Source organism: Frankia sp. Hr75.2 (assembly GCF_949319125.1).
Lineage (GTDB): Bacteria > Actinomycetota > Actinomycetes > Frankiales > Frankiaceae > Parafrankia > Parafrankia soli.
In genome coordinates this window covers 1-25,206 of the sequence record NZ_CASGGV010000307.1, presented here as the reverse complement: position 1 = coordinate 25,206, position 25,206 = coordinate 1, and the positions used below count along the sequence as shown (strand labels likewise).

General features: G+C 67.7%; 23 protein-coding genes and 2 pseudogenes. 15 read left to right on the top strand and 10 right to left on the bottom strand.

All coding sequences use genetic code 11. From position 1 onward, the window contains the following. Positions 1-12: 12 nt before the first annotated feature. The 9 genes from AC559T_RS25905 to AC559T_RS25865 all read left to right on the top strand — a co-directional run bounded on the left by AC559T_RS25905 (position 13) and on the right by AC559T_RS25865 (position 9,364). Entirely contained in the window at positions 13-708 is a 696-nt protein-coding gene (locus AC559T_RS25905) for a hypothetical protein (protein WP_498870374.1), read from the top strand. 85 nt (positions 709-793) lie between these two features. Beyond that, on the top strand, positions 794-1,675 hold the full coding sequence (locus AC559T_RS25900) for an AraC family transcriptional regulator (RefSeq protein ID WP_498870373.1): 882 nt from the start codon (positions 794-796) through the stop codon (positions 1,673-1,675). Positions 1,676-1,866: 191 nt separating this feature from the next. Beyond that, complete coding sequence (locus AC559T_RS25895; protein ID WP_498870372.1) at positions 1,867-2,367, top strand: cupin domain-containing protein; 501 nt, start codon at positions 1,867-1,869, stop codon at positions 2,365-2,367. 40 nt (positions 2,368-2,407) lie between these two features. Continuing rightward, complete coding sequence (locus AC559T_RS25890; protein ID WP_498870371.1) at positions 2,408-3,406, top strand: hypothetical protein; 999 nt, start codon at positions 2,408-2,410, stop codon at positions 3,404-3,406. Positions 3,407-3,411: 5 nt separating this feature from the next. Further along, positions 3,412-4,923, top strand: coding sequence for an aldehyde dehydrogenase family protein (locus AC559T_RS25885; protein ID WP_498870370.1), 1,512 nt, complete (start codon positions 3,412-3,414; stop codon positions 4,921-4,923). Then, positions 4,920-6,041: a maleylacetate reductase gene (locus AC559T_RS25880; RefSeq protein WP_498870369.1), complete on the top strand. Its 1,122-nt coding sequence runs from the start codon at positions 4,920-4,922 to the stop codon at positions 6,039-6,041. The genes AC559T_RS25885 and AC559T_RS25880 overlap by 4 nt, the downstream gene beginning before the upstream one ends. 77 nt (positions 6,042-6,118) lie before the next feature. Then, complete coding sequence (locus AC559T_RS25875; protein WP_498870368.1) at positions 6,119-7,138, top strand: dioxygenase family protein; 1,020 nt, start codon at positions 6,119-6,121, stop codon at positions 7,136-7,138. Further along, positions 7,135-8,127 (top strand): AAA family ATPase, encoded by a 993-nt coding sequence (locus tag AC559T_RS25870; RefSeq protein WP_498870367.1) that lies wholly within the window; start codon positions 7,135-7,137, stop codon positions 8,125-8,127. Before AC559T_RS25875 ends, AC559T_RS25870 begins: the two co-directional genes overlap by 4 nt. Positions 8,128-9,103: 976 nt before the next feature. Continuing rightward, complete coding sequence (locus tag AC559T_RS25865) at positions 9,104-9,364, top strand: cupin domain-containing protein (protein WP_498870366.1); 261 nt, start codon at positions 9,104-9,106, stop codon at positions 9,362-9,364. Between the two features lie 951 nt (positions 9,365-10,315). On the opposite strand, the gene AC559T_RS25860 is transcribed toward AC559T_RS25865, so the two are convergent. Continuing rightward, on the bottom strand, positions 10,316-10,651 hold the full coding sequence (locus tag AC559T_RS25860; RefSeq protein ID WP_498870365.1) for a hypothetical protein: 336 nt from the start codon (positions 10,649-10,651) through the stop codon (positions 10,316-10,318). Positions 10,652-10,898: 247 nt separating this feature from the next. Between AC559T_RS25860 and AC559T_RS25855 the strand changes: the two genes are divergently transcribed. Both AC559T_RS25855 and AC559T_RS25850 read left to right on the top strand, forming a co-directional pair. Next, positions 10,899-12,107: an ABC transporter substrate-binding protein gene (locus AC559T_RS25855; protein ID WP_498870364.1), complete on the top strand. Its 1,209-nt coding sequence runs from the start codon at positions 10,899-10,901 to the stop codon at positions 12,105-12,107. A gap of 61 nt (positions 12,108-12,168) precedes the next feature. Next, positions 12,169-12,435 (top strand): annotated as a pseudogene (locus AC559T_RS25850) (IS6 family transposase); the annotation flags it as partial. Between the two features lie 800 nt (positions 12,436-13,235). On the opposite strand, the gene AC559T_RS25845 reads toward AC559T_RS25850, so the two are convergent. The 4 genes and pseudogenes from AC559T_RS25845 to istA all read right to left on the bottom strand — a co-directional run. Next, the gene (locus AC559T_RS25845; RefSeq protein ID WP_498870363.1) at positions 13,236-13,400 is read right to left on the bottom strand and encodes an HNH endonuclease; all 165 of its coding nucleotides are present in this window, start codon (positions 13,398-13,400) and stop codon (positions 13,236-13,238) included. Between the two features lie 116 nt (positions 13,401-13,516). Beyond that, positions 13,517-14,161, bottom strand: coding sequence for a group II intron reverse transcriptase/maturase (locus AC559T_RS25840; RefSeq protein WP_498870362.1), 645 nt, complete (start codon positions 14,159-14,161; stop codon positions 13,517-13,519). A gap of 216 nt (positions 14,162-14,377) precedes the next feature. Next, positions 14,378-15,319, bottom strand: a complete 942-nt coding sequence (istB, locus tag AC559T_RS25835; RefSeq protein WP_498870361.1) for an IS21-like element helper ATPase IstB — start codon at positions 15,317-15,319, stop codon at positions 14,378-14,380. An 82-nt stretch (positions 15,320-15,401) separates the two neighbouring features. Then, positions 15,402-16,878: pseudogene (istA, locus tag AC559T_RS25830) on the bottom strand (IS21 family transposase); the annotation flags it as partial. Between the two features lie 454 nt (positions 16,879-17,332). Here istA and AC559T_RS25825 point away from each other — a divergent pair. From AC559T_RS25825 to AC559T_RS25815, 3 genes are all read left to right on the top strand, one after another. Next, positions 17,333-17,581 carry a hypothetical protein gene (locus tag AC559T_RS25825; RefSeq protein WP_498870360.1) on the top strand — a complete coding sequence of 83 codons (249 nt, stop codon included), beginning with the start codon at positions 17,333-17,335 and terminating at the stop codon, positions 17,579-17,581. Between the two features lie 214 nt (positions 17,582-17,795). Continuing rightward, positions 17,796-18,377: an RNA polymerase sigma factor gene (locus AC559T_RS25820; RefSeq protein ID WP_498870359.1), complete on the top strand. Its 582-nt coding sequence runs from the start codon at positions 17,796-17,798 to the stop codon at positions 18,375-18,377. Positions 18,378-18,434: 57 nt separating this feature from the next. Continuing rightward, a complete protein-coding gene (locus AC559T_RS25815) occupies positions 18,435-19,310 on the top strand; it encodes a hypothetical protein (protein ID WP_498870358.1) in 876 nt (291 codons plus the stop codon). A 379-nt stretch (positions 19,311-19,689) separates the two neighbouring features. On the opposite strand, the gene AC559T_RS25810 is transcribed toward AC559T_RS25815, so the two are convergent. Genes AC559T_RS25810 through AC559T_RS25795 form a run of 4 tightly spaced genes read right to left on the bottom strand, consistent with a single transcriptional unit; the run spans position 19,690 to position 23,291 of the window. Next, the gene (locus AC559T_RS25810; RefSeq protein WP_498870357.1) at positions 19,690-20,448 is read right to left on the bottom strand and encodes an SDR family NAD(P)-dependent oxidoreductase; all 759 of its coding nucleotides are present in this window, start codon (positions 20,446-20,448) and stop codon (positions 19,690-19,692) included. Then, entirely contained in the window at positions 20,441-21,685 is a 1,245-nt protein-coding gene (locus AC559T_RS25805) for a metal-dependent hydrolase family protein (protein WP_498870356.1), read from the bottom strand. Before AC559T_RS25805 ends, AC559T_RS25810 begins: the two co-directional genes overlap by 8 nt. Continuing rightward, positions 21,682-22,023, bottom strand: coding sequence for a hypothetical protein (locus AC559T_RS25800; protein WP_112108967.1), 342 nt, complete (start codon positions 22,021-22,023; stop codon positions 21,682-21,684). The genes AC559T_RS25805 and AC559T_RS25800 overlap by 4 nt, the downstream gene beginning before the upstream one ends. After that, positions 22,020-23,291, bottom strand: a complete 1,272-nt coding sequence (locus AC559T_RS25795; protein WP_498870355.1) for an aromatic ring-hydroxylating oxygenase subunit alpha — start codon at positions 23,289-23,291, stop codon at positions 22,020-22,022. The genes AC559T_RS25800 and AC559T_RS25795 overlap by 4 nt, the downstream gene beginning before the upstream one ends. Positions 23,292-23,976: 685 nt before the next feature. Between AC559T_RS25795 and AC559T_RS25790 the strand changes: the two genes are divergently transcribed. After that, complete coding sequence (locus AC559T_RS25790; RefSeq protein ID WP_112107305.1) at positions 23,977-24,420, top strand: MarR family winged helix-turn-helix transcriptional regulator; 444 nt, start codon at positions 23,977-23,979, stop codon at positions 24,418-24,420. A 155-nt stretch (positions 24,421-24,575) separates the two neighbouring features. Here the strand turns inward: AC559T_RS25790 and AC559T_RS25785 are convergent, their stop codons facing one another. Continuing rightward, positions 24,576-24,935 (bottom strand): VOC family protein, encoded by a 360-nt coding sequence (locus tag AC559T_RS25785; protein WP_498870354.1) that lies wholly within the window; start codon positions 24,933-24,935, stop codon positions 24,576-24,578. Positions 24,936-25,206: the final 271 nt, after the last annotated feature.

Below are 25,206 nucleotides of genomic sequence, written 5' to 3'. Positions count from 1 at the left end.
GGTGAGTCGCCGGTGCCACCGCGCCTGTTGACCGTCTCCGTGTGGGCCGACCTACGGCACGGACGCCGGTCCGCCGAGCTGCTGCTGACAGCCGCTCCGCGCCTCGGGGTGTCGCGGGTGCTGATACCGATGGAGGGCGAGCTGACGCCCGACCCGGCGAGCACAGATGCACTGGCCCGCGAGCTTATCGCGGACACCCCAGCCGGTGTCGCGGAAATTGTCTCGGAGCGCTGGTCGGTCGCCGCACGCCACGAGTGGCAGGCGGCGGGCCCGGCGGACAACGACCCGACGGACGCCCCTGACCCGCTGTGGATTCCCACCTGGCCGCAGCGACGCCTGGACGATCTGCTTGCGAAGGTCACCCGGCACCGAACGTCGGGGCGGCTACGGGTCGACGTTCCGGTCTCGATTGGCCGGACGGTCACCGAGGCGGCCGCCCGCGCCGCGGCCGAGCCGGTGTTCACGGTGACCGGGCATCCCCGGGAGCAAGGGCTGTTCGGCACGCTCGAGGACGCCCAGCAGCGGATCCTGCACCTCGCCGCCGCCGGGGTGTCCGAGCTGTGCTGCGTGTTCCCCGCCACCGACCTCCTCGACCACCTCGCCCAGCTATCCGCGGCGACTATCGGCGACCTGCAGCGACTGCAGATGGGTTCCGGCCGGTCGGCGGACCCGCCGCCGCCGATGGGGTGGGGCGGCCCGACTCGTTGAGGGGAGGGCGCGGCGGATGGGATCGCGCAAGACGTGACAGGCGTCCCAGAATGGGCGGAGGACCCTGGATCGAAGGGAGGTTGGGATGGCGACGGAACTCGGCCTGATGGACACCAACGGAATCCTGCGCATGCCCTGGATCCGCCCGCGCCGGACCAGTTCGGGACTGGGCTGGGACCGGATCTACGTGTCCACCCAGCGGGAGCGCCCGTACCACGCGACCTTCGACCCGGCTGCCACGCACCTGCTGATCCTGCATCTGAACGGACCGGTGACGGTCCGCCGTGGCCATGCCCGGCTGACCCAGTCGAGGCAGATCCCCGCCGGCGGACTCTTCCTGCATCCCGCGGGCAGTGAGCTGACCGTCCAGCTCGGCGGACAGCTCGACACCGTCCACGCGTACCTGGCCGATGCGACCCTTCAGAAAGCGCACGACGGGGACGGCCCCGTCACGCTCGCTGAGGAGCTGGGCAGCGCGGATCCGCTGCTCGAGCAGCTGATGCTCTCCCTGGACGGTGTCATACGCCGGTGGGAGCCGTCGGCGCAGACCTACGCCGACCATCTCGCCGGCATGCTCGCCGCCCAACTGGCTCACCGGCACAGCGTCACCCCGTCGGGTCGGGCGACGACTGAGACGGTCCAGGGACTATCCAGCCGCCAGCTCGCCGCGGTGCGCGAGCTGATGGACGTCCGGCTCGCGGAGCCCCTGCCACTGGCCGACCTCGCCGCCGCGGCCGGGCTGAGCATCAGCCAGTTCACTCGGCAGTTCAAGGTCAGCACCGGCGAGACACCGCACCGGTTCCTGCTGCGGCTTCGCGTGGAGGCGGCCTGCCGCCTGCTGCGCACCAGCGACCTCCCCATCGTCCAGGTCGCCAGCCAGTGCGGGTTCTCCCACCAGGAACACCTGACCCGGGTGATGCGGGCACGGCTGGGCACCACGCCGGCCGCCGTGCGCCGCGACGGCTGAGCACGGCCGTCCGGCAATCCCGGCCCCGGGTCGCCCCGCCACCCGCCTATGCCGCGCGCATTTTGGGCAGAAGGACGCGCAGCATGTGCAGGAGCGCTCCCCGGCTGACGGCACACAATTGACCTCTAGTTAACGTGTGCACGGGCGGATCGACGACCTGCGAGCCGCCCTGCGGACAACGCGGAGGCAGAATGCCCGAGTACAAGACCAGATTCGGCTCACTCGACTCCTACGAAAAGGGCCAAGTCGTCATCGTCGACGACGACCCCCGCAACTATGCATTCTCCAATGTCTATGAGGTTGCCGCACACGCGAAACCATTCGAAAAGATCCCGGTCGCGAAGAACCTCGAATATGTCCTGGAGGTCGTCCGGGTCGAAGGCGACTCGCCATGGCGCACCAGCCGGCATGACGAGTTCGCCCTGGTGATGGACGGGGAGGTCACGTTCTCGTTCGTCGACCTGCCCGAGGCGGCGGTCGAGCGGCCGACGCTGGGGTCGGTCGAGCTGCCGGGCGAGCCCACCGGGCCGGCGATGGGCACCGTTGTCGCCCGGCGCGGCCACATGGCCCTGCTGCCGGCGGGAAGCGCCTACCGCTACGCGTCCCCGGTTCCCGCCGTCCTGCTCATCCAGACCGCTGAAAGCCCCGACACCCGCTACCGGTGGGCGGAAATCTGCCAGACCACGGTCTGACCCCGTCCGAAGACCGGCCGACCCCAGATTGAAGGCACGAGTGAGCCTCGACACCAACGCCGACTCTGCCCAGCAGGCAGCAGGCGCACCGAACGAGCATGGATACCACACGTTCACCCTCGGCGAGTTCTCGTTCCGGCGGGACGAGTACTTCGTCTACATCTCCTGGCCGACGGGCTACCACGTGATGAGCGCGGACGCTTTCCTGCGCGCCCTGCAGCGGGATGTGGCCTGGGACTTCTTCTACGGCATCGTCAACTTCGACGGCGTCTTCGGCACGGTCAACCACTACGGCACCGTGGACATCTTCGCCGGCCGCTATAACGACGCCTACCGCAAGGCCGAGCTCGATCATCTAGAGACGGTCGAAACGCCGCGGATCCGGGAAACGTTCAAGTCCATTATCGCCGACTGGACGAACGCCGGGTTCGACCCGTTCGCCTCGCCCGCAGAGACCGGATCCGCATTTGGAGCGAAGGACGGTGACAACAACCCGGCGGTAACTCGTGAGCGGGTCACCGCCGAGCGGATGGTCGGGCTGCCCGGCGACCAGCGGCTGCGGTCGGACGAACGCGGCTACCCGGTCAACCGGCAGTTCATCGACGTCCCGCAGAACGAACCCGAAGTGCGCCCGGAACCGGGGTATGAAGACCGCATAGGCGCCTTCAGCCTCGTCGCCTACCTGTCCCGCTCCGACGTGACGTGGAACCCTAGCGTCGTCTCCGTCTGCCGGGAGTCACTGATGTGCCCGACCACCGAGGAGTACATCCTGCCGATCATCCACGGGAACGACCGGGCCGAGTGGTTCGTGCAACTGTCCGACGAGATCACCTGGGAAGTCGAGGACCGCGACACCGGTCGCAAGCGCGCCACCGTCATAGCCAAGCCAGGCGACGTGGCCGCGATGCCCGCCGACATCCGCCACCAGGGCTACTCGCCGAAGCGGTCGATGTTGCTTGTCTGGGAAAACGCCAGCGGAGAGATCCCCAAACTGATCAGCTCGGGGCAGGTCAAGCCGCAGCCCGTCGACTTCACGTGACCGTGATGAGTACAGGCGCCAAGCTCGCTAACCAGCTGTTTATCGGGGGCGAGTTCGTCGACGCCCTTTCCGGCTCCACGCTGCCCAGCTACGACCCGCATGACGGCAGCGTCATCACGGAGGTGGCCGAGGGACGGGCAGAGGACATCGACCGGGCGGTGACGGCCGCCCGGAAGGCGGCGCCGGGCTGGGCGGGGCTGGCTGCGGCGGACCGCGGCCGGTTGCTGCTGCGCCTCGCCGACGCCGTCGAGGCCCACGCCGAGGGACTCGCCGCGCTCGAGACCTGGGACACCGGGCATCCCCTCCGCGACACTACCGTTCTCGACGTGCCGCGCACGGCGGCCACCTACCGTTACTTCGGGGGGATGGCCGACAAGTACGCCGGCTCGCTGGTGCCGGTCGAGGCTGGGTTCCTCAACTACGTGCAGCGCCAACCGGTCGGGGTGGTCGGGGCGGTCGTCCCCTGGAACTTCCCTCTGATGTTCACCAGTTGGAAGCTCGGCCCGGCGCTGGCCGCCGGCAACACGGTGGTCATGAAGCCCAGCGAACTCACGCCGCTGTCCACCTTGCGACTGGCCGAGCTCACCGCCGAGGTCGGGTTCCCTCCAGGCGTCGTCAACATCGTGCCCGGGTTCGGCACCACAGCCGGCGCCCGGCTGGCCGAGCACCCGGATGTCGACAAGGTGTCCTTCACCGGCTCCACGGACGTCGGCCGCGGTGTTGTACGGGCCAGCGCCGGCAACCTCAAGCGGGTGCAGCTCGAGCTTGGCGGCAAGGGCGCGAACCTCGTCTTCGCCGACGCCGACCTGGACGACGCGGTGCACGGCTCTGCATTCGCGATCTTCCATAACCAGGGCCAGGCCTGCATCGCTGGCAGCCGGCTGCTGCTCGCCGAGTCCATCGCTGACGAGTTCCTCGACCGGTTTCTCACCCTCACCCGCTCGATCCGCGTCGGCCGACCGTCCGAGCCGGCAACCGAGATGGGACCGCTGACCAGCGCGCTGCACCGCGACCGGGTGCTCGGCTACGTCAAGGTCGCCCGGGACGAAGGTGGTGAGATCCTCACCGGGGGCCAGGCCCCGTCGGGGGGCGTGCCCGCCGGCGGCTACTACGTCGAGCCGACCGTGGTCCGGGCCCGCAGCGGCGACCGGGTCACCCGCGAGGAGATCTTCGGTCCCTTCGTCACTGTCGGCACCTTCACTGACGAAGCCGACGCGCTGGCGCAGGCGAACGCGTCGGACTACGGCCTGGGCGCCGGGCTGTGGACCTCCGACCTCGCCCGTGCCCACCGGATCGCCGACCGGCTGCGCGCCGGAATGGTCTGGGTGAACAGCTACAAGCGGGTGAACCCAGGCTCGCCGTTCGGCGGGGTCGGTACCTCCGGCTACGGCCGGGAAATGGGCTTTGAAGCCATGCACGAGTACACCGAGGCCCATTCGGTCTGGGTCAACGTCGAGGCACCCGTGCCGCGCTGGTACCGCGGACCGGACGCCGCGAACGGTCTGGCGAGACGATGAAGCCGTTCACCCGCGACACCCGGGCACCCCGCCTGGTCTTCGGCAACGGCGCCGTCGACCAGGTAGGGGCTGAGGCCGAGCGGCTGTGGGCACAACGGGTGCTCCTGATCTGCGGGGACGCGCTGGCACGGCTGCGCGGGCGGGTCGAGCTCTCGCTGGGCACCCGGCTCGCCGACACGTGGACTGAGATCCGCCAACATGTCCCGGTCGATCTCGCCGACCGGGCCGCGGCGAAGGCCCGCGAGCTCGCCGCGGACCTGGTCGTCACGGTTGGCGGCGGGAGCACCACGGGGCTGGGTAAGGCGGTGGCGCTGCGCACCGGGCTGCCCCTGCTCGCGGTGCCCACCACCTACGCCGGCTCCGAGATGACCACCATCTGGGGGCAGAGCGCGGACGGGGCCAAGACGACCGGGCGAAACCCGCTGGTCCTTCCCCGCACCGTGGTCTACGACCCGTCGCTGCTGCTCGGCCTCCCGCCGGCGGTCGTCGGGCCAAGCGGCATGAACGCCCTCGCGCACTGCGCCGAGGCGATGTACGCGCCGCAGGCCGACCCGCTGTCCACACTGATCGCCGTTGAGGGCGCGCGGCTGCTTATCAGCTGGCTGCCCACCGCCTACGGTCGCCCCGGCCAGACCGGTCCACCCGACTCGCGGGCTTGCGCCCAGGTGCTGTGGGCGTCCTGCCTGGCGGGCCACGCGCTGAACACGGCCGGCTCGTCTCTGCACCACGCCCTGTGCCACCTGCTCGGCGGCCGCCACGACCTCCCGCACGCCGAGACCCATGGCGTGGTATTGCCGCATGTTCTTCGGTTTGTGCTACCGGCCTGCGCCGATCACCTCGCTCCGCTGGCAGATGCACTGGACACGCCGGTGGAACAGCTCCCTCAGCAGGTCTGGGACCTGGGCCGCAAGGTTGGCACCCCTGTCGGGCTGCGCAGTTTGGGCCTGGGCGAGGCGAGCCTGCCCGGCATCGCCACCGCCCTGATCGCAAAGCACCCCCCAAGCCCGCGGCCCCTGACCACCGACGACGCCTACGAACTGCTACGAGCCTGCTGGTCGGGTGAACCACCGGATGCACCGGCTTCGCTGACGCCGCCGGGACACCTCGGCGTGGTCTAGGCCGTAGCAGCGTGACGCGCACACGCTCTTCACCACGCTGAACCGCTAGCCACCCGTCCGTCCTCGAGGAAGCAGAGATGACCGTCTCCCCGCCCACCGACTCCCCACCCGCGACGCGGAACACCGGCCCGAACCCCGCTCCAGCAACCGCTCAATCCGTCATTGACTCGGTCGTGGCTGCCCTCGCGAACACCCCTGACCCGCGGCTGCGGCAGGTGATGACAACGCTGGTTCGGCACCTGCACGCATTTGCCGAGGAGGTTCGCCTCACCGAGCGGGAATGGTTCACCGGGATCGACTTCCTCACCCGGACCGGCCGGACATGCACCGACACCCGCCAGGAGTTCATCCTGCTCTCCGACATCCTCGGGCTGTCCATGCTGGTCGACCTGGTCAACCACCCGACCGGCGGCGCGGCGAGCGATTCGGATGTCACCGCCGTCGCGATGACGGAGTCAACCGTCACCGGCCCGTTCTACGTCCCCGGCGGCCCCCACCGCGAGCACGGAGCGAGCATCGCCGAACGGCTGTCCGGCGACCCCGCCTGGCTCACCGGACGGGTTCTGGACACCGGCGGCCGGCCCATCGCCTCCGCCGAGGTCGATGTCTGGCAGAACGGCGACAACATGCTGTACGCCGTCCAGGACCCAGCCGCCCCGCCGACCAACCTCCGCGGGGTGTTCCGCACCCGTTCTGACGGCAGCTACGCCCTGCTCGGCGTCCGGCCAGTGGACTACCCGATCCCCGACGACGGACCCGTCGGGGAACTGCTCACGTCAACCGCACGCCACCCCTGGCGACCAGCTCACCTGCACATGACGGTCCGAGCACCCGGGTACCAGCAGGTCACCACCCACCTCTTCGACGATGAAAGCCGCTACCTGGACAGCGACGCCGTGTTCGGCGTCAAACACTCGCTCATCCGCCACTTCCACCGGCATGCCCCCGGCGAGGCCGACCGGCCACCGGGCGTCGGATCCGACCAGGTCTGGTACTCGGTCGCCTTCAATGTGATCCTCGCGCCGGCCGCCCTGCCGACGCCCGCGCAGGAGACGTCGGCGGCGGGGGCGCAGGAAACCTGGGACGCCGCACGGTGAGCGCCATCCCCTGGCGCCGGGACGAGGTCGGCGACCTCCCACGCGTCAAGCCGAAGCCATTCACCTCGCCAGAGGAGATTCGCGCTCGGCTGCTCGGCTGCGGGTATCTCGCCGACGCGATGACGGCCGACGCCGTCTTCCTCGCCGAACGCCTTGGCCGGCCACTGCTCCTCGAGGGACCCGCCGGCGTGGGTAAGACCGAACTGGCCAAGGCCGTCGCCGCGACCGTCGGCGCGCGGCTCGTCCGGCTGCAGTGCTACGAGGGGCTCGACGAGACGAAGGCGCTCTACGAATGGGACTACCGCAAGCAACTGCTGTGGCTGCAGGCGGCGAATCCCCTTTCGGTGGGTCCTCGCCAACGTGAGGCGACCACCAGCGCGACGGTGCACCCGTCGGCCGATCAGATGGCCTGGAGACAAACTTCCGCCGCTCTGTTCAGTGAGGAGTTCCTGCTGGCCCGGCCCCTGCTCGAAGCGATCCTCGCCGCCGACCCGGTAGTACTCCTCATCGACGAGATCGACCGGGTGGAGGTCGAGGCCGAAGCCCTCATGCTGGAGGTGCTGTCCGACTTTCAGGTGACCATTCCCGAGCTCGGCACGCTGCGCGCCCGCAGCCAACCTCTTGTCTTCCTCACCTCCAACGGCACCCGCGAGCTTTCCGATGCGCTGCGACGCCGCTGCCTCTTCCTCCCCGTGAGTTACCCCGACATCGCGCGGGAAGCGGAGATCCTCCGGCTTCGGGTGCCCGAGATCGAGCCCGCACTCATCACCCAGATCGTCCGGATCGTGCACACCATCCGTGAGCTCAACCTTCGCAAGCCCCCATCGCTGTCGGAAGCCATCGACTGGGCCCGCACGCTCGCGTTGCTGAACATCACCGAGCTGGACGGGTCCACCTTCGCCAGGACCATCACCGTATTACTCAAACAGCAGGCCGACATCGACGTGGTCCAGCACGAGCTGGACATCCCCCAACTGGGCGGGAACTGATCCTTTCGCGCCCACTAGACGCCATCAAGGTCGACAATGCGGCCTCGAACACCTCGCCAGGCAGAACTGGCGACCAGCGCGACCCAACGCGTCCAACACCAGCGCCGCGACGACAGACTGTCGCCCGGATCGCGACGCGCCTCACCTGCAGCCACCCCAACCTGATCATCCAGGTGTGAGGCGGGGTGATGGACCGCCCGATCCACCGGTCGCCATGTCGAACGACGGCCGCGCGCTACGCGACACGCCTTGGTCGTGGGTGCGGTTCGACATCGTCCTCGCGCCGTCCGGCGCGTGACTCGCTACGGACGCCGCCCACCAGCGCAAAGTGACCCTCGACACAGCGACCCGTACCTGTTAGATTGAAATCAGATTCCGGCAGACGGAATTGAGTAGGCGCTAGGAGAGATCGTGCCCGTTACCCAAGACGCCTCGTCGGCGGCTCCCGTCGTTATCTCGGGTGCTGGACCTATAGGCATGGCCTTAGCCTCGGGCTTTCGCGGGGCTGATCGTCTGTTGGGCGGTGGCAAATAGGAAAGTGCTCCTGATGCGATGAAGGAGCGGGGCTAGTGCCTTTTGGCTGACTCGCCTGCGGCAAGGCGCAGCACCGGATTTGGCCGCATTTGGATGTCACTTCATGGTGATCCTGTCGGGCGAGGTGCGCGTCGTCGCTCAGCACGCCAGCCCGGTCAACCTAGGTCCCGGTGACATGGTCTGCGCAGACGTCCGATCTGCCGGTGCCCTCACTCACGCATGGGAGGGAGACGCCTGGCTGTTTATCGCTCTCACCCCAGGCTGGCTACCGGAACCGGGAGACAATCAGGCGCGACGTGACAGCATCGTACGGACGGGGCGGCCCCTCCTGACGTGGATCTATGACGACAACGGATCGTCGCGCTCAGAGCCGTTCCGTTGGCCGGGCTCCCTGGCCCCGGTCCCAGCGGTTGAGCATTGGCCCAAGTCCAAGGGAGCCTTCGTGACACGCCGCGACTACGGTGACGCCGCCTATGTACCGGGCATTTGGCACAACGGGCCACGTCCGCAGCTGGGCATCACACTCAACGGATGCGCCGAAAACGAAACAGGTGACGGGACCGTGACCCGACCCGTCGCAGGTGACATGGCATTCATCGACGATGACACCGGCGCTGGGCATGTCACACGAGGACAAGGCGATCGATGGATGCTGTTCGTGACAGTCGCACCCGGGCATCTTGAGCTGACGCCGGAATCCTGAGCTTGCTGTCTGGGCTATGCGCCGTGGAAGTCATGGGCCATGCCAACCGGGGAAGACCTGTGTCCCGGTGAGAGGCACATCAGCGTGCGGGCGCGCTGGCGAGTGGAGGGCCGGGGCCGTGGGACCGTCCGCGTTGTGAGCCGCCCTGCGGGCGCGCCCAGGGCTGTGGGGCGGGGGCAGGACGGGGTAAAGGAGGATTCTGGGGATTCGGGACCGGCGTGGGCCGGATCGTGCACGGGCGACCTCCTTCCGTAGCTCGATGAACCGCTACAAGAAGAGACCGGATTTCATGCCTGTTCTCCCAGGAGAGCCTCAACTACATTCATAGTTTTTTTCGATGGGTCTGTGGCGAGGATCTCGGGGAACGACGCCGCCGGGGCGCCATGCCGCCCCGGCGGATGCTGATTCCTCCCCGTTGACGGGACCCGACGGGTGCCTTTCGACCGTGCAGAAGTTGATCGACATGGGATTCGACCCGCATGCCACCAGCTCATAGTTCCGCCGGACTAGTTCATTCACATCATTGCCGGTGACAATCCGCTGGCAGCTGGATAGAGAGACCGCTGATGGACTGTCACCGGACACATCGACGACCGTCAAGGCGCGGGCGGTACCCGCCGGGCTCGTCGCGCCCACGAACGCGCACCGGCCAGCGCGGCTGTCCGCCCTTTCCCGAGACCAGGTGATCGTGCAGTCTGAGACAGCTCCGTGCTGAAGATCGGCATAGCTGCTCCCGCGGCAGCCGATTGTACCGCGAGCCGGCGATGTCCGGGGCACGCGAGCCACGCCCGGGCTGACCGCCGGTGGTCGGGGGCGGTGGCCCATCGCCCCCGACCACATCCGCGCTGGGCGGGCCGGTGCGATCGACCAGCGGGAACAGCGTGGCGGTGGAGCGTTCCCGACGGTGGGACGCTGCTGGCTGGTAGGGGGTTTGGCTGTTCGGAGTCGCTCTCAGTCCAGGGGGTGCGGACGGTGGTTGACCTTGCCACCGGCAGGGGTGGGTAGAGCCGGCTGTACAGCGGGCGGGGCGCCGATCGGTCTGCGGTGCTGGGTGGGTCGCGCAGAACGCGCATGGGCGCGGCCTCGTGCGGAATCAACGTGGGTCAGCGCCGAGGCCGGTGCCTTGGCCACCTGGCGGTCGACGAGCGCGGCGATGATCGCTTCGATACCGTCCTCGTCGGCCGATTCCTGCTTCGCGATCTGGCGGAGGGCGTCAGCGGCGGGTGACAGAACGGCCAGCGTGGTCTCGGATGCCGGATAGGTGACGCACTCGTGACTGACGTGCAAATCATTAAAAATGGGAACCGCCAGTATGGCACCTTTTGACCGATGGCGCGGCGGTCCAGTCGGGATAGATGCGCAGGTCGGGGGCTTGTGTGGCTCGACGTCGAGGGTCGCTAGCTAGCTAGTATGCCTTCAGTATCAGCATATTGATCTATGTGGACGATGCGCTCGACCGCGAGGTGCCCGCTAAGGCTCGGGCCGCGACCGACTAGACGCCAGGCGCTCGTTCGTGATCTTCTAGGGGAAGCGTATGCGATTAGCGCAGGGTGCAAAACTTGTTGTCGCGATGGCTGCGATTATTGCGGCTGCCGCGACCAGTTGTTCGGGATCTGACTCTGGAAGAGAGGTGGCTACCGCCTGCGACAGCCCCGGAGTCACTTCTGATCAGGTGAAGTTCGGCCTGGTCTTCTCTGACTCGGGATCCGGAAACCAGACGCTGTCCTCGGCTCGTGCCGGGGTCGACGCCAGGCTTGGTCTGGCAGACCACGAAGGCGGAGTCAATGGACGTCGCCCTGTCTACGAATGGCGCGACGATGCGGCCTCCCCTTCACAGAACGCCAAAGCTGTCGCCGAGCTTGTCAACGTGGAATCTGTGTTCGGCGTCGTCGCCATCACCACGTCGATCAGCGGCTCGATCGAGAGCTTGGGATCCGCAGGAATTCCAGTTGTAGGCCTCGCCGATGCTAGTTGGAAGAGCCACCCGAACATGTTCTCGAACTCCTATGAGATGTCGCCGCAGACCGTCGGCCGTTATATCCAAGCCAATGGCGGGACAAAGGTCGCTTTCATCACCGCCGGTGCGTCAGCCTTCACAGCGAGCTATGTTGAAAGGTATGTCTCGGCCCTGCAGGCGATGGGGTTGACCATGGTCGGAACCGTGTCGTACTCGAGCGGTGACAGCGCTCTTCGGGTAGCACAGCAGCTGGTCGATTCCGGAGCCGACTCTTTGGTGAGCGTCACCACTCCGGACGACTTCGCCAGCATCATGCAGGCTGCTCGCAGCGCAAACGCCAAACTTGTTTCCGCCGTCTCGCTCGTCGGGTACGACCGCGGTGTGCTGAGCACACTGGGGACCGCCCTGGCTGGTGTCTCATTTCCGGTGTACTTCCGTCCATTCGAGGCCGGAGGAGCGGCCATCGAACGTTATCGAAGTGCGATCGCACGGTTCGCTCCGGAACTTGCCATGCCCGAGCAGCAGTTCGCGATGTACGGGTATATCTATGCGGACCTGTTCATTCGGGGACTCGAGGAGGCTGGCGCCTGTCCGACCCGGGAAAGCTTCATTAGCGGGCTACGCGAGGTTACCGGCTACGACGCGGGCGGTCTGATCGAGCCGGTCGACCTCGCCACCAACGTCGGCAAGCCGCTTGAATGCAGTGCATTCGTCCAGGTCGATCCGATGGGCCGTATCTTCCAGGTCACCCAGGAACGCCTCTGTGCCGACGGTACGGGGAGTTGAGCGGGCACAGTCGCATCGGCGAAGTCCGCCATCGAGGCCGCCGATCAGTCATGATCGAGTGATGCGCCGACGTCGTGTCCGTCCACCGGCTTCGACGTCGGAGTTCGCGGGGTTGCGGTTCCCACCGGAGGTGATCGTGCTGGCGGTCCGCTGGTACCTGCGGTTCGCGCTGTCCTACCGGGATGTCGAGGAGCTGCTCGCCGAACGCGGCATCGCCGTCGACCACGTCACGGTCTACCGGTGGGTGCAGCGCTTCACACCCTCGCTGGTCGAAGCGGCCCGGCCGTGCCGGCACCGTCCCGGAGACAGATGGTTCATCGACGAAACGTAGTGCGCCACGAGGCGCTTGGCCGTATCCCCGGCTCAGCTGGGAGGGATTCGAAGGGAGGTCCCTGGGTCTGATGGCTTACCCGAGGTCGAAAGGCTGACGGGGACAGCAGCATGCCAGGAAACCAGCGGCTGTGCCCAGGCGTATGGGGCGGTGCGCTGGGAGACCCGCGTGATATGGCGAAGGCTGGACTGCTTGAATCCCAATCTCCAGATGATGCAACGTCCCGTCCGCCGGAAAGACGCCTGACACCGACGCTGCGCCCTGCACCGGCTTCGTACGTTGGCTGGTGCAACCTTCGGGGTGCGGAGCGATGCCCAGCGAGGGTATTCAAGGAGATGAGTGGGACGCCTACGTCACGCTGCTATGTACGGCCAGGACGAACGTGGGATCGCCTAAGGGGCGCGAGCCCTACGGCGACGGAGCACCCGTATTAGTCGCGGGAGTAACGACCCGCCAGGGAGGATGGGAAAGCCGTCCACAGGGCGAAGGGGTGCAGGTGATCGGACATCACACTGCCGGGAGGTATGCGAAATGCAGAACGCCGACACGGTGCTTGGTGTCCTCCGAGATCACTGGAGAGCCGGATGCTCGGAAACGGGCCAGTCCGGTTCGGTGGGAGGCCGTGGGGAAAAGGATCTGCCCAGCAGACACCTCGCCCCACGGCCCACCCTGCTTGAAGGTCTCCGGCCACACCGGTAGGCCGGCGGCGAGGTACCCGCTGTGTGGCGGGTCCTTTTCCGCCGGCCCCCGGTCCGAACCACGCGGGCCTGTTTCCGGGCACGTGGCTCTCCAGTGACTTACGCCGTGATTGCGGTATGGGTGTCCGCGTGGATGGTTTGATGGCAGGTGGTACAGACCGCCAGGGTTTTTCTACGCATCTCGGCCATGAGTTGCGTCCACGCGGGCTGTGGGCGTCCCGGCCTGGTGGGGTCGGCGAGTGTGCGGACCTGGTGGACTACCACGTCCGTGTGTCGCTGACACCATTCGCGTCGGCCTGCGTGGAGCTGGGTAATGAGCTCCTTGCGGGTGGTGGCCGGGGCGGGTCGCCGGTCGTCGATGACCGCCTTTTTCTGCCGTCTCAGCGGGATTCCACCAAACCTGGCGACCAGTGGTTTTCTGCCTGCTCGCTCGACGCTGACCTCGAAGCACGTGCGTTTCCCGTGCGGGTGTCGATTTTGGCCCGGTATCTACGGGCCATCTTCGTCACCGTCGAACGGTGCTTGGCGGCCAGCGTCTTGAGCATGGAGGTTTTGGCGACCCATTCCAGCCGGTTCAGTCTCCAGACGTCACCGGCCAGCAGGTAGTACTGGACGATGCCCCGGTACTCGGCCCCGTAGGTGCTGATGACGAGTGAGTCGTCGAAGTTCAACAACTCGGGGCGGCGCTCGGGTTTTCCGTGCTTCAGGTAGGGGGAACATTTCGCCTGGACCACCGTCCGGGGTACGCGCAGCCCGATGACTCCGTTGACGCGCGGGCGGGTCGGGCTGTGCTGGGCGATGATCTCGTAGCCGAGAAAGGACGCTGCGCCTGTTCTGGCATGCGTGATCAGGGTCTTGTCCTCGTTGAGTTCCAGCCTGAGGTCGTCACGCAGGAACGTCGCGAGGCGTGATCTGATCTGTTCCGCCTCGGCTTGTGGTCCGGTGAACCCGAGGAGGGCATCGTCGGCATAGCGGATATAGCGAAGCCGCCGGTAGCCCGGATCGTTCGGATCCGTGCTGGGCATGCTCCGCCGCCGTACATGTAGTTCCCGCGCGGTGGCGTGGTCTCCGCGTGCACGTGCCCGCCGGGCAGCCGATTTCGCTCTCTCATAGTCAGGGTTGGGTGCCCTGCGTTCCCCTCGGGTGTACTCCGGGATGAGAACTGTCTCGACGAACTCGTCCAACCGGTGCAGATAAATGTTAGACAATACGGGTGATACTACGCCCCCAACTGTGAACCATCAGGTAATTCCCCAGGGGCTGTGTGCAAGTAATTCCCCAGGTGGCCCGCGATGTTGATGCGGGCTGGTGGTCGTGTTGGCCGGGGGGACGACGGGGTTTCTTGGGCGCTTGTTGGGCCGGTAGCTGGGGCCGTTCATGACGACTTGGTGGGCGGCGTTGACGAGCCGGTCGAGGAGGGACTCGGCGACGACGGGGTTCGGGAAGAGCGGGTACCAGTCGACGGGTGAGCGGTTCGAGGTGAGGAGGACGGACTTCCCGGAGCGTTCGCGGATGAGTTCGTAGAGGTCGTCGGCTTGGGTGGCGGTGAGTTCGCGCATGGCGAAGTCGTCGAGGACGAGGAGTGCTGGTCGGGCGAGTTCGGCGAGCCGTCGGGTCCAGGTGCCGTCGGCGTGGCCGCCGGCGAGGTCGGCCAACGCGCGGGACAGGGTGGTGAAACGGACGTCGGCGCCGGCGCGGACAGCCTGGTGGCCGAGTGCCTGGGCGATGTGGGTCTTCCCGACGCCGACGGGGCCGTAGAGGATCACGTGTTCGCCGGCGGTGAGCCAGCGTAGGGCGGCGAGGTCGCGGATCTGGGCGGCGGGGAGTTTCGGGTTGGCGGTGAAGTCGAAGCCTTCGAGGGTGGCTTGTTCGGGGAAGCGGGCGCGGCGTAGCCGGCGGGTCATGGCGGTGGCGTCGCGACGGGTGGCCTCGTCCTGGCAGAGGACCTGGAGGAACTCGAGGTGGCCGAGTTGGCCGGCGGCGGCCTGGGCGAGGCGGGCGTCGAGGGTGTCGAGCATCCCGGACAGTTTCAGCGCGCGCAGGGTTTGCAGCAGGCCGTTGCGGTCGGTCACCGTGGGAGGGATGGTGGTCGTCATGGTTGTCCTGCCTGTGGTCGGGGCGGCCGCGGGGACCGCGGTCGCGGTGGTGGCCGTCGTCTGGGGGACGGCGGTCGTGGGAGTCACGACGCCTGACCGTGCTGGTCGGGGCGGGCGTGGTGGCCGGGTCCGCGGCGTCGGCGGGGGTCGGGACGGCCAGGGGGATGACGTCGGCCAGCAGCTGGTCGGGGCCGTGGAGGAACGCCGCCGCTCCGGCGTCGCCGGCCGACGCCGCGGTGGGCTGGGTTTCGGTGCCGGCGGCGAAGGGTTCCTTTGACGGTGCGGTAGGACGGGTCGCCGACCGCGAGGGCCTTGGCGCAGGCGGCCTCCAGGCGGGCGGGGTCGTGCCGGTCGGCGAGGCCGAGGACGCCTTGGGCGGCGCGCAGCCGGTAGAGGGCGTTCTCGGCGAGCAGCCCGCCGACCAGCTGCACGCAGGCGGGTCCGACCTTCTCGGCCTGGGCGCGGCACCAAGTCGGGGTCCGCATGTGGAACGCGATCTTTTCGGGCGGGTAGTCGCCCAGGTCGGTCTGCTTGCCTCGCACCTTGCGCGGGTGGGTCTTCACAAGTTGCCCGGCGACGAAGAACTGCACCATGGTCGCGGTGGAGCGGGCCTGGACGGTCTGCCCGAGGTAGCGCCAGGGCAGCGAGTAGAGGCTGTTCTCGACCCGGGCGTGGACGTCGGGTCCGACCTTCACCGTGGACCAGCGGGCCGCGTTCGACCGCGTCGAACACGGCCAGCGGGGCGGCGCCGTCCAGCGGCCGGCACGCCCGTGCCCCGGCGACCTCGGTGCACCAGCGCAGCGCCTCGGCCTGCATCTGCTCGAGCGACGTGAACGTCCGGCCGCGCCAGAAACTGTCGCGGACGTAGGGCATCTGCCGTTCGACGTGCGGCTTGTCTTTCGGCCGGAACGCCCTGGCCGGGTCGACCAGCACCCCGTAATGCGCGGCGAGTTCGGCGAACGAGCGGTTCAGCTTCGGGTCGTAGAGGTCCGGCCGGTCGACCCCGGTCTTGAGGTTGTCCGGGACGAGGCGGGCCGGCGCGCCGCCGAAGAAGGCGAACGCCAGCACGTGCGCGACGGTCCAGGCGTGCTGGTCCATCGCGACGACGGGGCGGACGAACAGGTGCCGGGAGGCGGCCAGCACGAGCACGAACGCCCACACCGTCCGCCGCGCCCCCGTCGCCGGGTCGGTCCACGTCCCGAGCCGGCCGTAGTCGACCTCGCCGATCTCGCCCGGCGTCGACGGGGCCAGCGCGCGGACGGTGACCTGCGACCGGCGGGCCTCTTCGGTCATGTTCGCGCGGACGTAGCGGCGCAGGCTGGCGACCGAGACCGCCAGACCGTGCTCGCAGGCGAGCCGCTGGTGGACCGTCGACACGGTGACGCCCGCCTTCAGCTGGTCGGCGATGTAGTCGTGGTACTTGGCGATCTCCGGCCAGGTCACCTGCCGCAACCGGGTGTCGGCCAGCTCGGGGAACCACTCCCGTGCCCGGGCGGTCCACTCCGCCTCGGCCACCGGCGGGCCGCCCGGCACCAGGCCCGCGGCTTCCGCCGGGGCCACGTACTTGCGGATCGTCTTGCGGCCGCGATCTCGTTCTTCGACCGGCCGGCGTGCCAGTGGACCAGGATCTCCACGATGTCGATCACTTCGAAGGTTCTCCTCGCCATCGGCACCCCCCGCCTGACCTGCGCAGACGAGGAGCAACAGTGCTCGAACGGGAGGACCACTCCAAGCCCGACACGCACCCCGTCCCCACGGGGAATTACGTGATCGAGGTGGGGAATTACGTGACCGTCAGCCCCTCACGACTGGGGAATTTCGTGACCGTCCACAGCTGCGGCTGCACCCGACCAAGACCAGGATCGTGTACTGCAAGGACGGAAGGCGACGTGGCTCGTACGAGCACACCTCGTTCACGTTCCTGGGGTACGCCTTCCGGCCCAGAGGCGCCAGGAGAGCCGCCGGGACGATGTTCGTGGGCTTCCAGCCCGCGGTCAGCCCTGAGGCGCTGGGGAGGATGAGCCAGCAGGTCCGCCGAGGCGGCTCCACACGCGAACCAGACACGACCTGGGCGAGCTCGCCGCGCTGATCAATGCGGTCGTGGCGGGTTGGATGAACTACTACGGCCGGTTCTACCGGTCGCAGCTGTCCCCCCTCCTGCAACAGTGCGACGAGAAGAGCGGAGTGAACCGAGAGGCTCACGCTCCGTTCTGCGGGAGCCGGGGGTGCGATCCCCCCGGGCCACCCGACCAGGTCTCGACCGCGTATCAGCCGGCGAGATGTGCAGCTGACCGTATCGGTGCGGTGTCGTCCTGCTACCAGCAAGCCCCTGCTGTCGTCCTGTTCTGACCGGGGTCGCATCATCTGCGCGGTGAGCGAGAGCGCGGAGATGAGCGGAGACGCAGTCGCCACCGGTGGCACCCCGCGACGATCATCTGGCCCCGCGGGGTCGACATCCGCATCTGTCAGCACGGCAGCCTCGCTGACATCGGCGCCACCGGTTCCACATGCCTTCGCCGGGGCCGACAGTCCGCCGATCGAGGAACTGGATCTCTCCTCGGCAGTGATCGAAGCGCAGCGCGGTGACGAGGCGGCCTTCAGGTTGATCTACCGGCTGATCCAGCCGGGTCTGCTGCGGTACCTGCGGGTACTCGTCGGCAACGACGCCGAGGATGTGGCGTCCGAGGCGTGGCTGCAGATAGCCCGGGACCTGGCATCGTTCCGCGGGGACTTCGACGGGTTTCGTGGCTGGGCAGCCACGATCGCGCGTCACCGCGCGCTCGACCACCTGCGCCGACGCACTCGCCGCCAGCGAGACGACATACCGGTTGAGATGGTGACGACAGAACTGGCCGCGCCCGACGACACCGCCGGAGGGGCGTTGGAGGCGATGTCCACCGAGGCCGCCATGCGCCTGATCGCGGGTCTGCCGTTGGACCAGGCGGAGGCGGTGCTCCTGCGGGTAGTCATGGGGCTGGACGCGAAAACCGCGGGGCGGGTCCTGGGCAAGCGCGCCGGCGCAGTCCGCACCGCGGCGCACCGGGGGTTGCGCCGGCTCGCCGAACAGCTCGCTGAGCAGGGGATCACCGAAGCCGGTCGACCGGAGGCAGGTGAACATGATCGGGGTGACAGCACGCGACGATGACCATGGGCCGCGGCCCGGTGTAACACCGGCGAGAGCTTCGACGCTGAAGGACGTGAGATGAGCACACACCGACCCCGTCGGATCGGCCGGGGCGAGGCAGAACGGATGCTTCGCGGCGGCCCGGTCAACGACGGGGTCGGTGCGGATCCCCTTGCCGACCTGCTCGCCGCCGTGGCCGCTCCGGCCCGCGATGGCGAACTTGACGGTGAGGAAGCGGCCGTGGCCGCTTTCCGGGAGGCGCGTCTCACCCACGTCACCCAGCCGCGGAGAAAACCCATGATCAAGCTGATGTTCGCAAAACTCCTGACCGTGAAGGCCGCCGCAATGGCGGCCGGGGCCACGGCTATCGGTGGCGTCGCCGTCGCTGCCAGCACAGGAGTACTCCCCATCGCCGGTGGGGGTGGCAGCGCCGCTGTGTCCCCGACGGCCTCGCCCTCCGCCGAGGTGAGCATCCCGGCGATCCCCGTGCCGAGTGCCGGCGCGTCCGTCTCGGCGTCACTGCTCGGCCTGTGCCACACCTACACAGCCGCCGCAGCGACCGACGCCCGCACGACTCTCGATTCCCCGAACATGCGCGCGCTCGTCACTGCCGCCGGCAGCCCTGACAAGGTCGACGCCTTCTGCGCGAAGGCACTACAGGCAGAGACCGACGCCGCCGCGACACCGGGCACCACCGCCGGTGTGAGTGGAAGTGCGGGGCCGGGCGGTGCTGGTGTCGGCGCACAGGTTCCGGGTGCGGGTACGGGTGCGAGCGCGGGGCCGGATGGTGCGGGTCTTGGCGTCCATGTGGCGCCGAGCGCAGGAGTGGGTGCGAGTGCGGGGCCGGGCGGTGCTGGTGTCGGCGCGCAGGTTCCGAGCGTGGGGGTGGGCGCAAACGCCGGCCAGGGCGGCGCCGGACTCGGTGCCAGCGCGGCCCCGTCGGTGCATCGCTGACCGGGAGGCGTCACACGATGTCTGGTAGATCACTGCAGCCGTGCCGACGTGATCTACCAGACATCGTTCCGCCTGCTGAGCGCTCCGCGCGTTTCCGTCGCTCATCGCCCGTGACCATCCTCCACCCACGGTGTCGACAGAGCGGGCCACCCCTTCACCCAGTGCTGCGCGGTCTTGGGATCCACGCCGAGCGGCTCGACCAGCCGCCGGTTGCCCCCGCCGACCCCGCACCCCGGCGGGGCCGACACCTGTCGCACACGCATCCTCGGCGGGCTGATCAACGAATATCGCAACACTGCCCGACCACTTGCACGGAAGATCCCGTCAACCGCAAAAGACCAGCTCACAGGCCGAATCGGGGTTCTGGAGCCCCACAGGGTCATATGACCGACCCCCCGTTGACGCCGAGGACCTGCCCGGTGATGTAACCCGCCCCCTCAGAGCAGAGAAACACGCAGGCGGCAGCGATGTCATCGCCTGTACCCAGGCGGCCCAGGGGAATGGCCTGGGCCATGACCTCGCGGCTGGGCAGGTTGCCGACGGACTGGGACTGGCGCGCCATCGGTGTGTCGATGGCGGACGGCGGGATGGTGTTGACGGTGATCCCGTACGGCGCGAACTCGCGGGCCAGCGACTTCGTCAGGGTGATGACGCCGCCCTTCGACGTCGCGTAGTGCGTCATCCCGGGCGTGCCGCGCTGGGCGCTCGACGACGAGATCGTCACGATCCGACCCCATCGGGCATCGACCATGTCGGGGATCGCCGCTTGGACACAGTGGAACGTACCGGTCAGGTTGACGTCGAGGACGCGGCGCCAGGACTCGAGGGTGATCTCGGTGAAGGGCTCGAACGCCGTCACGCCTGCGCTGGTTACCAGGATCGCCACGGGCCCGAGTTCGCTGCGCACCTTCCCCAACGCGTCATCGACAGACGGCCGGTCGGCCACGTCGACCCGGCACGCCAGCGCGTCGGCGCCGGCAGAGCGGAGTTCGTCGGCAACGGCCTGCGCCGCGTCACCGTTGATGTCGAGCACCGCGACGCTGTGCCCGCGCGCCGCGAGCTGCTCGCAGATCGAGCGACCCATCCCCGAGGCGCCGCCGGTCACGACGGCGACGTGCTGTGCGTGCTGCTCAGACATGTTTGTAGATACGACCTTCCTTCATCACGAACAGGACGTCCTGTGTGGTGGTGATGTCCTCGGACGGGTCGCCGGGGACGGCGATGACGTCGGCGAGGTAGCCAGCCGCGAGGCGGCCGAGCTCGTCGTCCATTTGGATGAGCTCGGCGCTCGTGACCGTGGCAGCGCGCAGCGCCTGTATCGGCGTCATGCCGCGGTCGACCAGCGCGACGAGTTCCCTGGCGTTCTGGCCGTGCGGGATCGCCGGCGCATCGGTCCCGCAGGCGATCTTTACCCCGGCGGCGATCGCCTTGGACAGCATCGCTTTGGCCCGCGGGAAGATTTCCGCGGCCTTTTTCTGCAGCTCGGGAGCCGCCCGCTCGATCGCCATCGCCTCGGTGAGGTATGTCGTCGACACGAGGAACGTCCCGTGATCGACCATCATCTGGATCGACTCGGGCGTGGCGAGGAAGCCATGCTCGATGCAGTCCACGCCGGCCCGGATGCAGGCCTGGACTGCGGAGTCGCCGACGGCGTGGGCGGCGACCCGGATCCCCGCACGGTGTGCCTCGTCGGTGATGGCCTCGAACTCCTCGTCGGAGTACTGCTGCGAGCCCGGCGACGTGGAGTGCGACATCACGCCACCGGACGCCGATACTTTGATCACCTTCGCGCCATGGCGGATCTGGTACCTAACACAGGCGCGTACCTCGCCCACGCCGTTGGCGATGCCCTCGGCCACACCCAACGGCATGATCCCGGGCGCAAGCCGCTGGAATACGGTCGGGTCGAGGTGGCCGCCGTACGGCGTGACGGCGTGCCCGGCCGGGATGATGCGCGGGCCTTCGAGCCAACCCTGGTCGATCGCCCGCTGCAGCGCGACGTCGAGCATGTAGCCGCCGGTCTTTACCATCAACCCCAGGTTGCGCACGGTCGTGAAGCCCGCCAGCAGTGTCGCGCGGGCGTTCACGGTGGCCCGCAGGGTGCGGTATACTGGATCGTCCTGGACGCCGTGCATCGGGTTCGGCAGCCCGTCTGGGCCACCGGGACCGCCGATGAGCAGATTCAGCTCCATGTCCATCAGTCCGGGCAGGAGCGTGACGTCGCCCAGGTCGACCTCGGTCGCCGTCGCCGGAAGCTCGGTGGGGCATACCGCGACTATGCGGTTGCCCTCCACCACGATCACCGCAGGTGACCTCACCAACCCGGCATCGATGTCGACCCAGCGATGGGCCCGAAGGACGATCGCGTCGCTCACGGGACTGGCGCAACCAGGCAGTCGAGCTGCGCCGCACCCGAGTCAGGGATGCGCTGCTGGTGCCAGCACTCGACCGGGAACGACACCATGACCATCGAATACAGCATGTACAGCAGCCTGAGCGCCTCCTCCGGCATGTCGTCCAGGCTGTACTGGTCGAGGTACGTCAGCGCGGCCTCGGCGCGTGGCGTGATGACGTCGTAATACGCCTGCATGTCGTCCATCGAGGTGGCGAGGCGCTTGTCGTAACGCTCTGGCTCGGTCGGCAGGCACCAGTCAGCCACGAATGGCTCGAGGTCGGCGAACTCCTTGGGCAGCATTTCGATCACGTCTGTCATACCCCCGCACGTCCGCGCTGGTAGTCGTCGATCCACTTGGCTGTCTCCCTGTGAAGGTGCCGGCACAGCACCTCCTGGTCACCCAGCGGGAACCGGTCCACCACCCGGGACTCCAGCATCGATTGCGTCGCCTCGAGAGTGTTGGCGTCCTGCAAGCCGAACTCCTTGAACGTCAGCGCGGTGAGCTCGTGGGCCACGCGCTCGCGCGGCGTCTTCGCTGGGACGAAATAGAGCGTTCCCTCGAAGATGTGGCTGTTGTACGCCGTCGGCCAGTAATGGTAGGTGAGGTACCAGCCCAGTCCCCAGATCAGGATCGTGAAGTTCGGGAAGAGCTGGAACGAGTCGAGCCCCCACGGGTCGCAACCAGCGGGGTTCACGCCGGGCGGCATCTTCTCGACGCCGAGGTCGGGAATATCCCACGGCCCGAAATTTCCGCTGCGGCAGATATCGTCTATCGGCTTGCGCATGTCCTGGTCGAGTTCCCACGTCCGGATCCCGGCTGTGCTCACCAGGCGGTGCGGACCGTCGATCCGGTAGTGCGGCGCCTCGAAACCCTTCTGCTGTCCGGCGTTGGCGAACTTCGCCGGATACTGCCTCGCGTGCAGCACGGGTGCGTGATAAAACTCCTGGAAGGCGTCCATGTAGAGCTTCCAGTTCGCCTTCACCTCGGAGCGGTAGTGCCAACGCTCGGTCATCTTGTCGAAGGGGTAGCCCTCGATCGCGGTGACCATCGGCCCGAGAAATTCCGGCAGCGACTGCTCGGGCCGCTTGGCGAGGTTGACGAAGATGAAGCCCTCCCAGACGTCGCAATGGACGGGGACGAGGCCGTAGTCATTCTTGTCGAGGCCGAAGAACTCGCCCTCCTGCTGCACAAAATTCAGCGACCCGTCGAGGTCGTAACGCCAGGCGTGGTACTTGCAGGTGAACTGCCTGCACGTACCGCTCGTCTCCTCGCCAGGGAAATCATTCCACACCAGTTTGTTGCCACGATGGCGGCAAATGTTGTGGAATGCCCGCACTTTGCCGTCTTTGTCGCGCAAGACGATGATCGACGTCTTGGCAATGTGGATCTCCTTGGTGAAGTAGCTGCCGTTCCTCGGCAGCAGCTCCACCCGCCCGACATTCAGCCAGCCGCGCTTGAAAATCGCCTCCCGCTCGAGCTCGTATAACTCCGGCGAGATCGAGTCCTCGTAGGACACCGGCTCGGTCCCGAGCTCCGGATAGTGCTCCGTCCAACTGCCTTCGGGCGGCTTGGGCCAACGAGCCACTGCTACTCCTCTACCTCAGATGACAGCGCTGGTCCGGGGGAGTGTGCGCTGGAATCGGGCTGCCCCAGAACGCTCTGGCTGAAATCTATACGGCCCCCGAGGCGAACACAAGCACTTGATATCATGTCCTTGACACTGATGCGGAGGGGTTGGGCCAGGTGGCAGCGGGCCGCCCGCCGCCGCTACCCGGACCGCCGAGATGCGCGGGGCGCCCCGAGCGCGACGTTGGAGTCCTGGCAGGTCCACGGTCGCCGCCGGGCCGTGCAACGTCGATCACGGGCGAAACCGCGACAGCGGAGCCGTCCGGGGCCGCTGGCGCGCAGCCAGCCGGGGGACGGGCGTGCACCAGACCCGAGAGAGCCAGCGGCGCCGCGGAAGGTGCACCCGCCTGTTCCGACGCTCACGTCGGTCCCCGGTCCTCGGCGCAGGGGCCTCGCATATGGTCAGCATGTGCTCGGAGCGGCCAGAAGCTGCTCGACCGAGGCTTGGCACTCGAGCTCATGTATCGCCACGAGTGGGAGGTGTGTGACGCTGTGATCTTGACCAATCCATGGGGCTGCGCCAGGTGGCGCCCCATGCCCTCAGGTCACCGCACGGGATTCTGTGCACGGCCTTGTTCAGCGACGAGCCAATTCAGTAGTCGTGCGCCGGTCGGTTCGAGCGCCCGATCCCCTGGTTGATCGTCATGGACACTACGGACCACATCATGTGGCTGCTAAAACAAGCCGCTCACTCCACCCGCCAGGCGGTCAATAGTGCCATCCGCAGCCACGGTGTCACGACGGAGCAGCTCGGCGTCCTCAAACGCCTGGCCGACACTCCTGGCCTCTCCGGCGCGGACCTGGCCCGGCGTTTGCTCATCACGCCGCAGGCAGTCCAGCTGGCGCTGGCCACGCTCGAGCGTCGCAGCCTGATCGAACGCAAGCCCGACGCCAACCACGGGCGGATCCTTCGCTCGTACCTCACAGAAGAGGGCCTGCGGGTCAGCACCGATTGCCATGTCGACGCCCTCACTTGTGAAGAGGAGCTGCTCGATGTGTTCGACGCTGCCGAGCAGGAGATGCTCCGGGAGTTCCTCCGCCGCCTGGTGGAGCGCGCGCCGGCAGAGGACGACGCAGTGGAGGGCTAGCGATCTTTGGTCGCTAGGGGAGGACGTTGAGTCGGCGCTGGCGGACTTGGCTACGCAGCCGAGAACCGGTTCTGGCGACGATCACGTGATGGTCGTCAGAACCTGTTACGGAGCGCCACTTGGCGGGGCCTAGCCGGGTCATGCTGGAGGGCCCTTTACCAGCCGTCCTGACGAGCCAGGACGCAGAACTCGTTGCCTTCTGGGTCTGCCATGACTACCCAGTCGACGCCGTCGCCCTGCCCGACGTCGACACGGGTCGCCCCGAGTTCGAGAAGGCGGGCCACTTCAGCAGCCTGGTCGTCGGGGTTGAGGTCGAGGTGCAGCCGGTTCTTGGACCGTTTCCGGTCTGGCGTTCGCAGGAAAGCGAGGCCGGGGAAGCTGGCCGCGTCCGCCGCGATGTCGACCTCGCGTTCGTTGCGGTAGACCACACGGAACCCCAGGACCGTCGCCCACCACTCGGCCAAGGCCGCAGGATCGTCGCAGTCGACGACGACGCTGAACCAGCGGACCGCCATGCGGCTGATTCTTCCGGATCTGAACCGGTCACAGTGAGTCAGGTCGTGGCGTCCCCGCTCAGGTTCGAGCGACGACCACGTGCTCTGGTCCGTGGTGGACCAGACCCAGATAGCTGCGATCGTGTGCGCGGTGCCTCTCTGACCTCGGGGTTCTGTTCCCGCATCTGGCAAATGTGATCGTGGACCATGTTGAGCAGATCGGGGATCGACTGCTGCTGGCGGCTCGGGCTCGGGCAGCTGGTGGAGCCTGCCCGCGCTGCGGCGCCTTTTC

What these genes read in the sequence shown, in the direction of transcription:
- AC559T_RS25840 (WP_498870362.1), bottom strand. Translation starts at nt 14,161, where the DNA reads ATGCCCAGCACGGATCCGAACGATCCGGGCTACCGGCGGCTTCGCTAT.
- AC559T_RS25855 (WP_498870364.1), top strand. Translation starts at nt 10,899, where the DNA reads ATGCGATTAGCGCAGGGTGCAAAACTTGTTGTCGCGATGGCTGCGATT.
- AC559T_RS25875 (WP_498870368.1), top strand. Translation starts at nt 6,119, where the DNA reads ATGACCGTCTCCCCGCCCACCGACTCCCCACCCGCGACGCGGAACACC.
- AC559T_RS25895 (WP_498870372.1), top strand. Translation starts at nt 1,867, where the DNA reads ATGCCCGAGTACAAGACCAGATTCGGCTCACTCGACTCCTACGAAAAG.
- AC559T_RS25810 (WP_498870357.1), bottom strand. Translation starts at nt 20,448, where the DNA reads ATGTCTGAGCAGCACGCACAGCACGTCGCCGTCGTGACCGGCGGCGCC.
- AC559T_RS25790 (WP_112107305.1), top strand. Translation starts at nt 23,977, where the DNA reads ATGGACACTACGGACCACATCATGTGGCTGCTAAAACAAGCCGCTCAC.
- AC559T_RS25785 (WP_498870354.1), bottom strand. Translation starts at nt 24,935, where the DNA reads ATGGCGGTCCGCTGGTTCAGCGTCGTCGTCGACTGCGACGATCCTGCG.
- AC559T_RS25885 (WP_498870370.1), top strand. Translation starts at nt 3,412, where the DNA reads ATGAGTACAGGCGCCAAGCTCGCTAACCAGCTGTTTATCGGGGGCGAG.
- AC559T_RS25815 (WP_498870358.1), top strand. Translation starts at nt 18,435, where the DNA reads ATGAGCACACACCGACCCCGTCGGATCGGCCGGGGCGAGGCAGAACGG.
- AC559T_RS25900 (WP_498870373.1), top strand. Translation starts at nt 794, where the DNA reads ATGGCGACGGAACTCGGCCTGATGGACACCAACGGAATCCTGCGCATG.
- AC559T_RS25880 (WP_498870369.1), top strand. Translation starts at nt 4,920, where the DNA reads ATGAAGCCGTTCACCCGCGACACCCGGGCACCCCGCCTGGTCTTCGGC.
- AC559T_RS25800 (WP_112108967.1), bottom strand. Translation starts at nt 22,023, where the DNA reads ATGACAGACGTGATCGAAATGCTGCCCAAGGAGTTCGCCGACCTCGAG.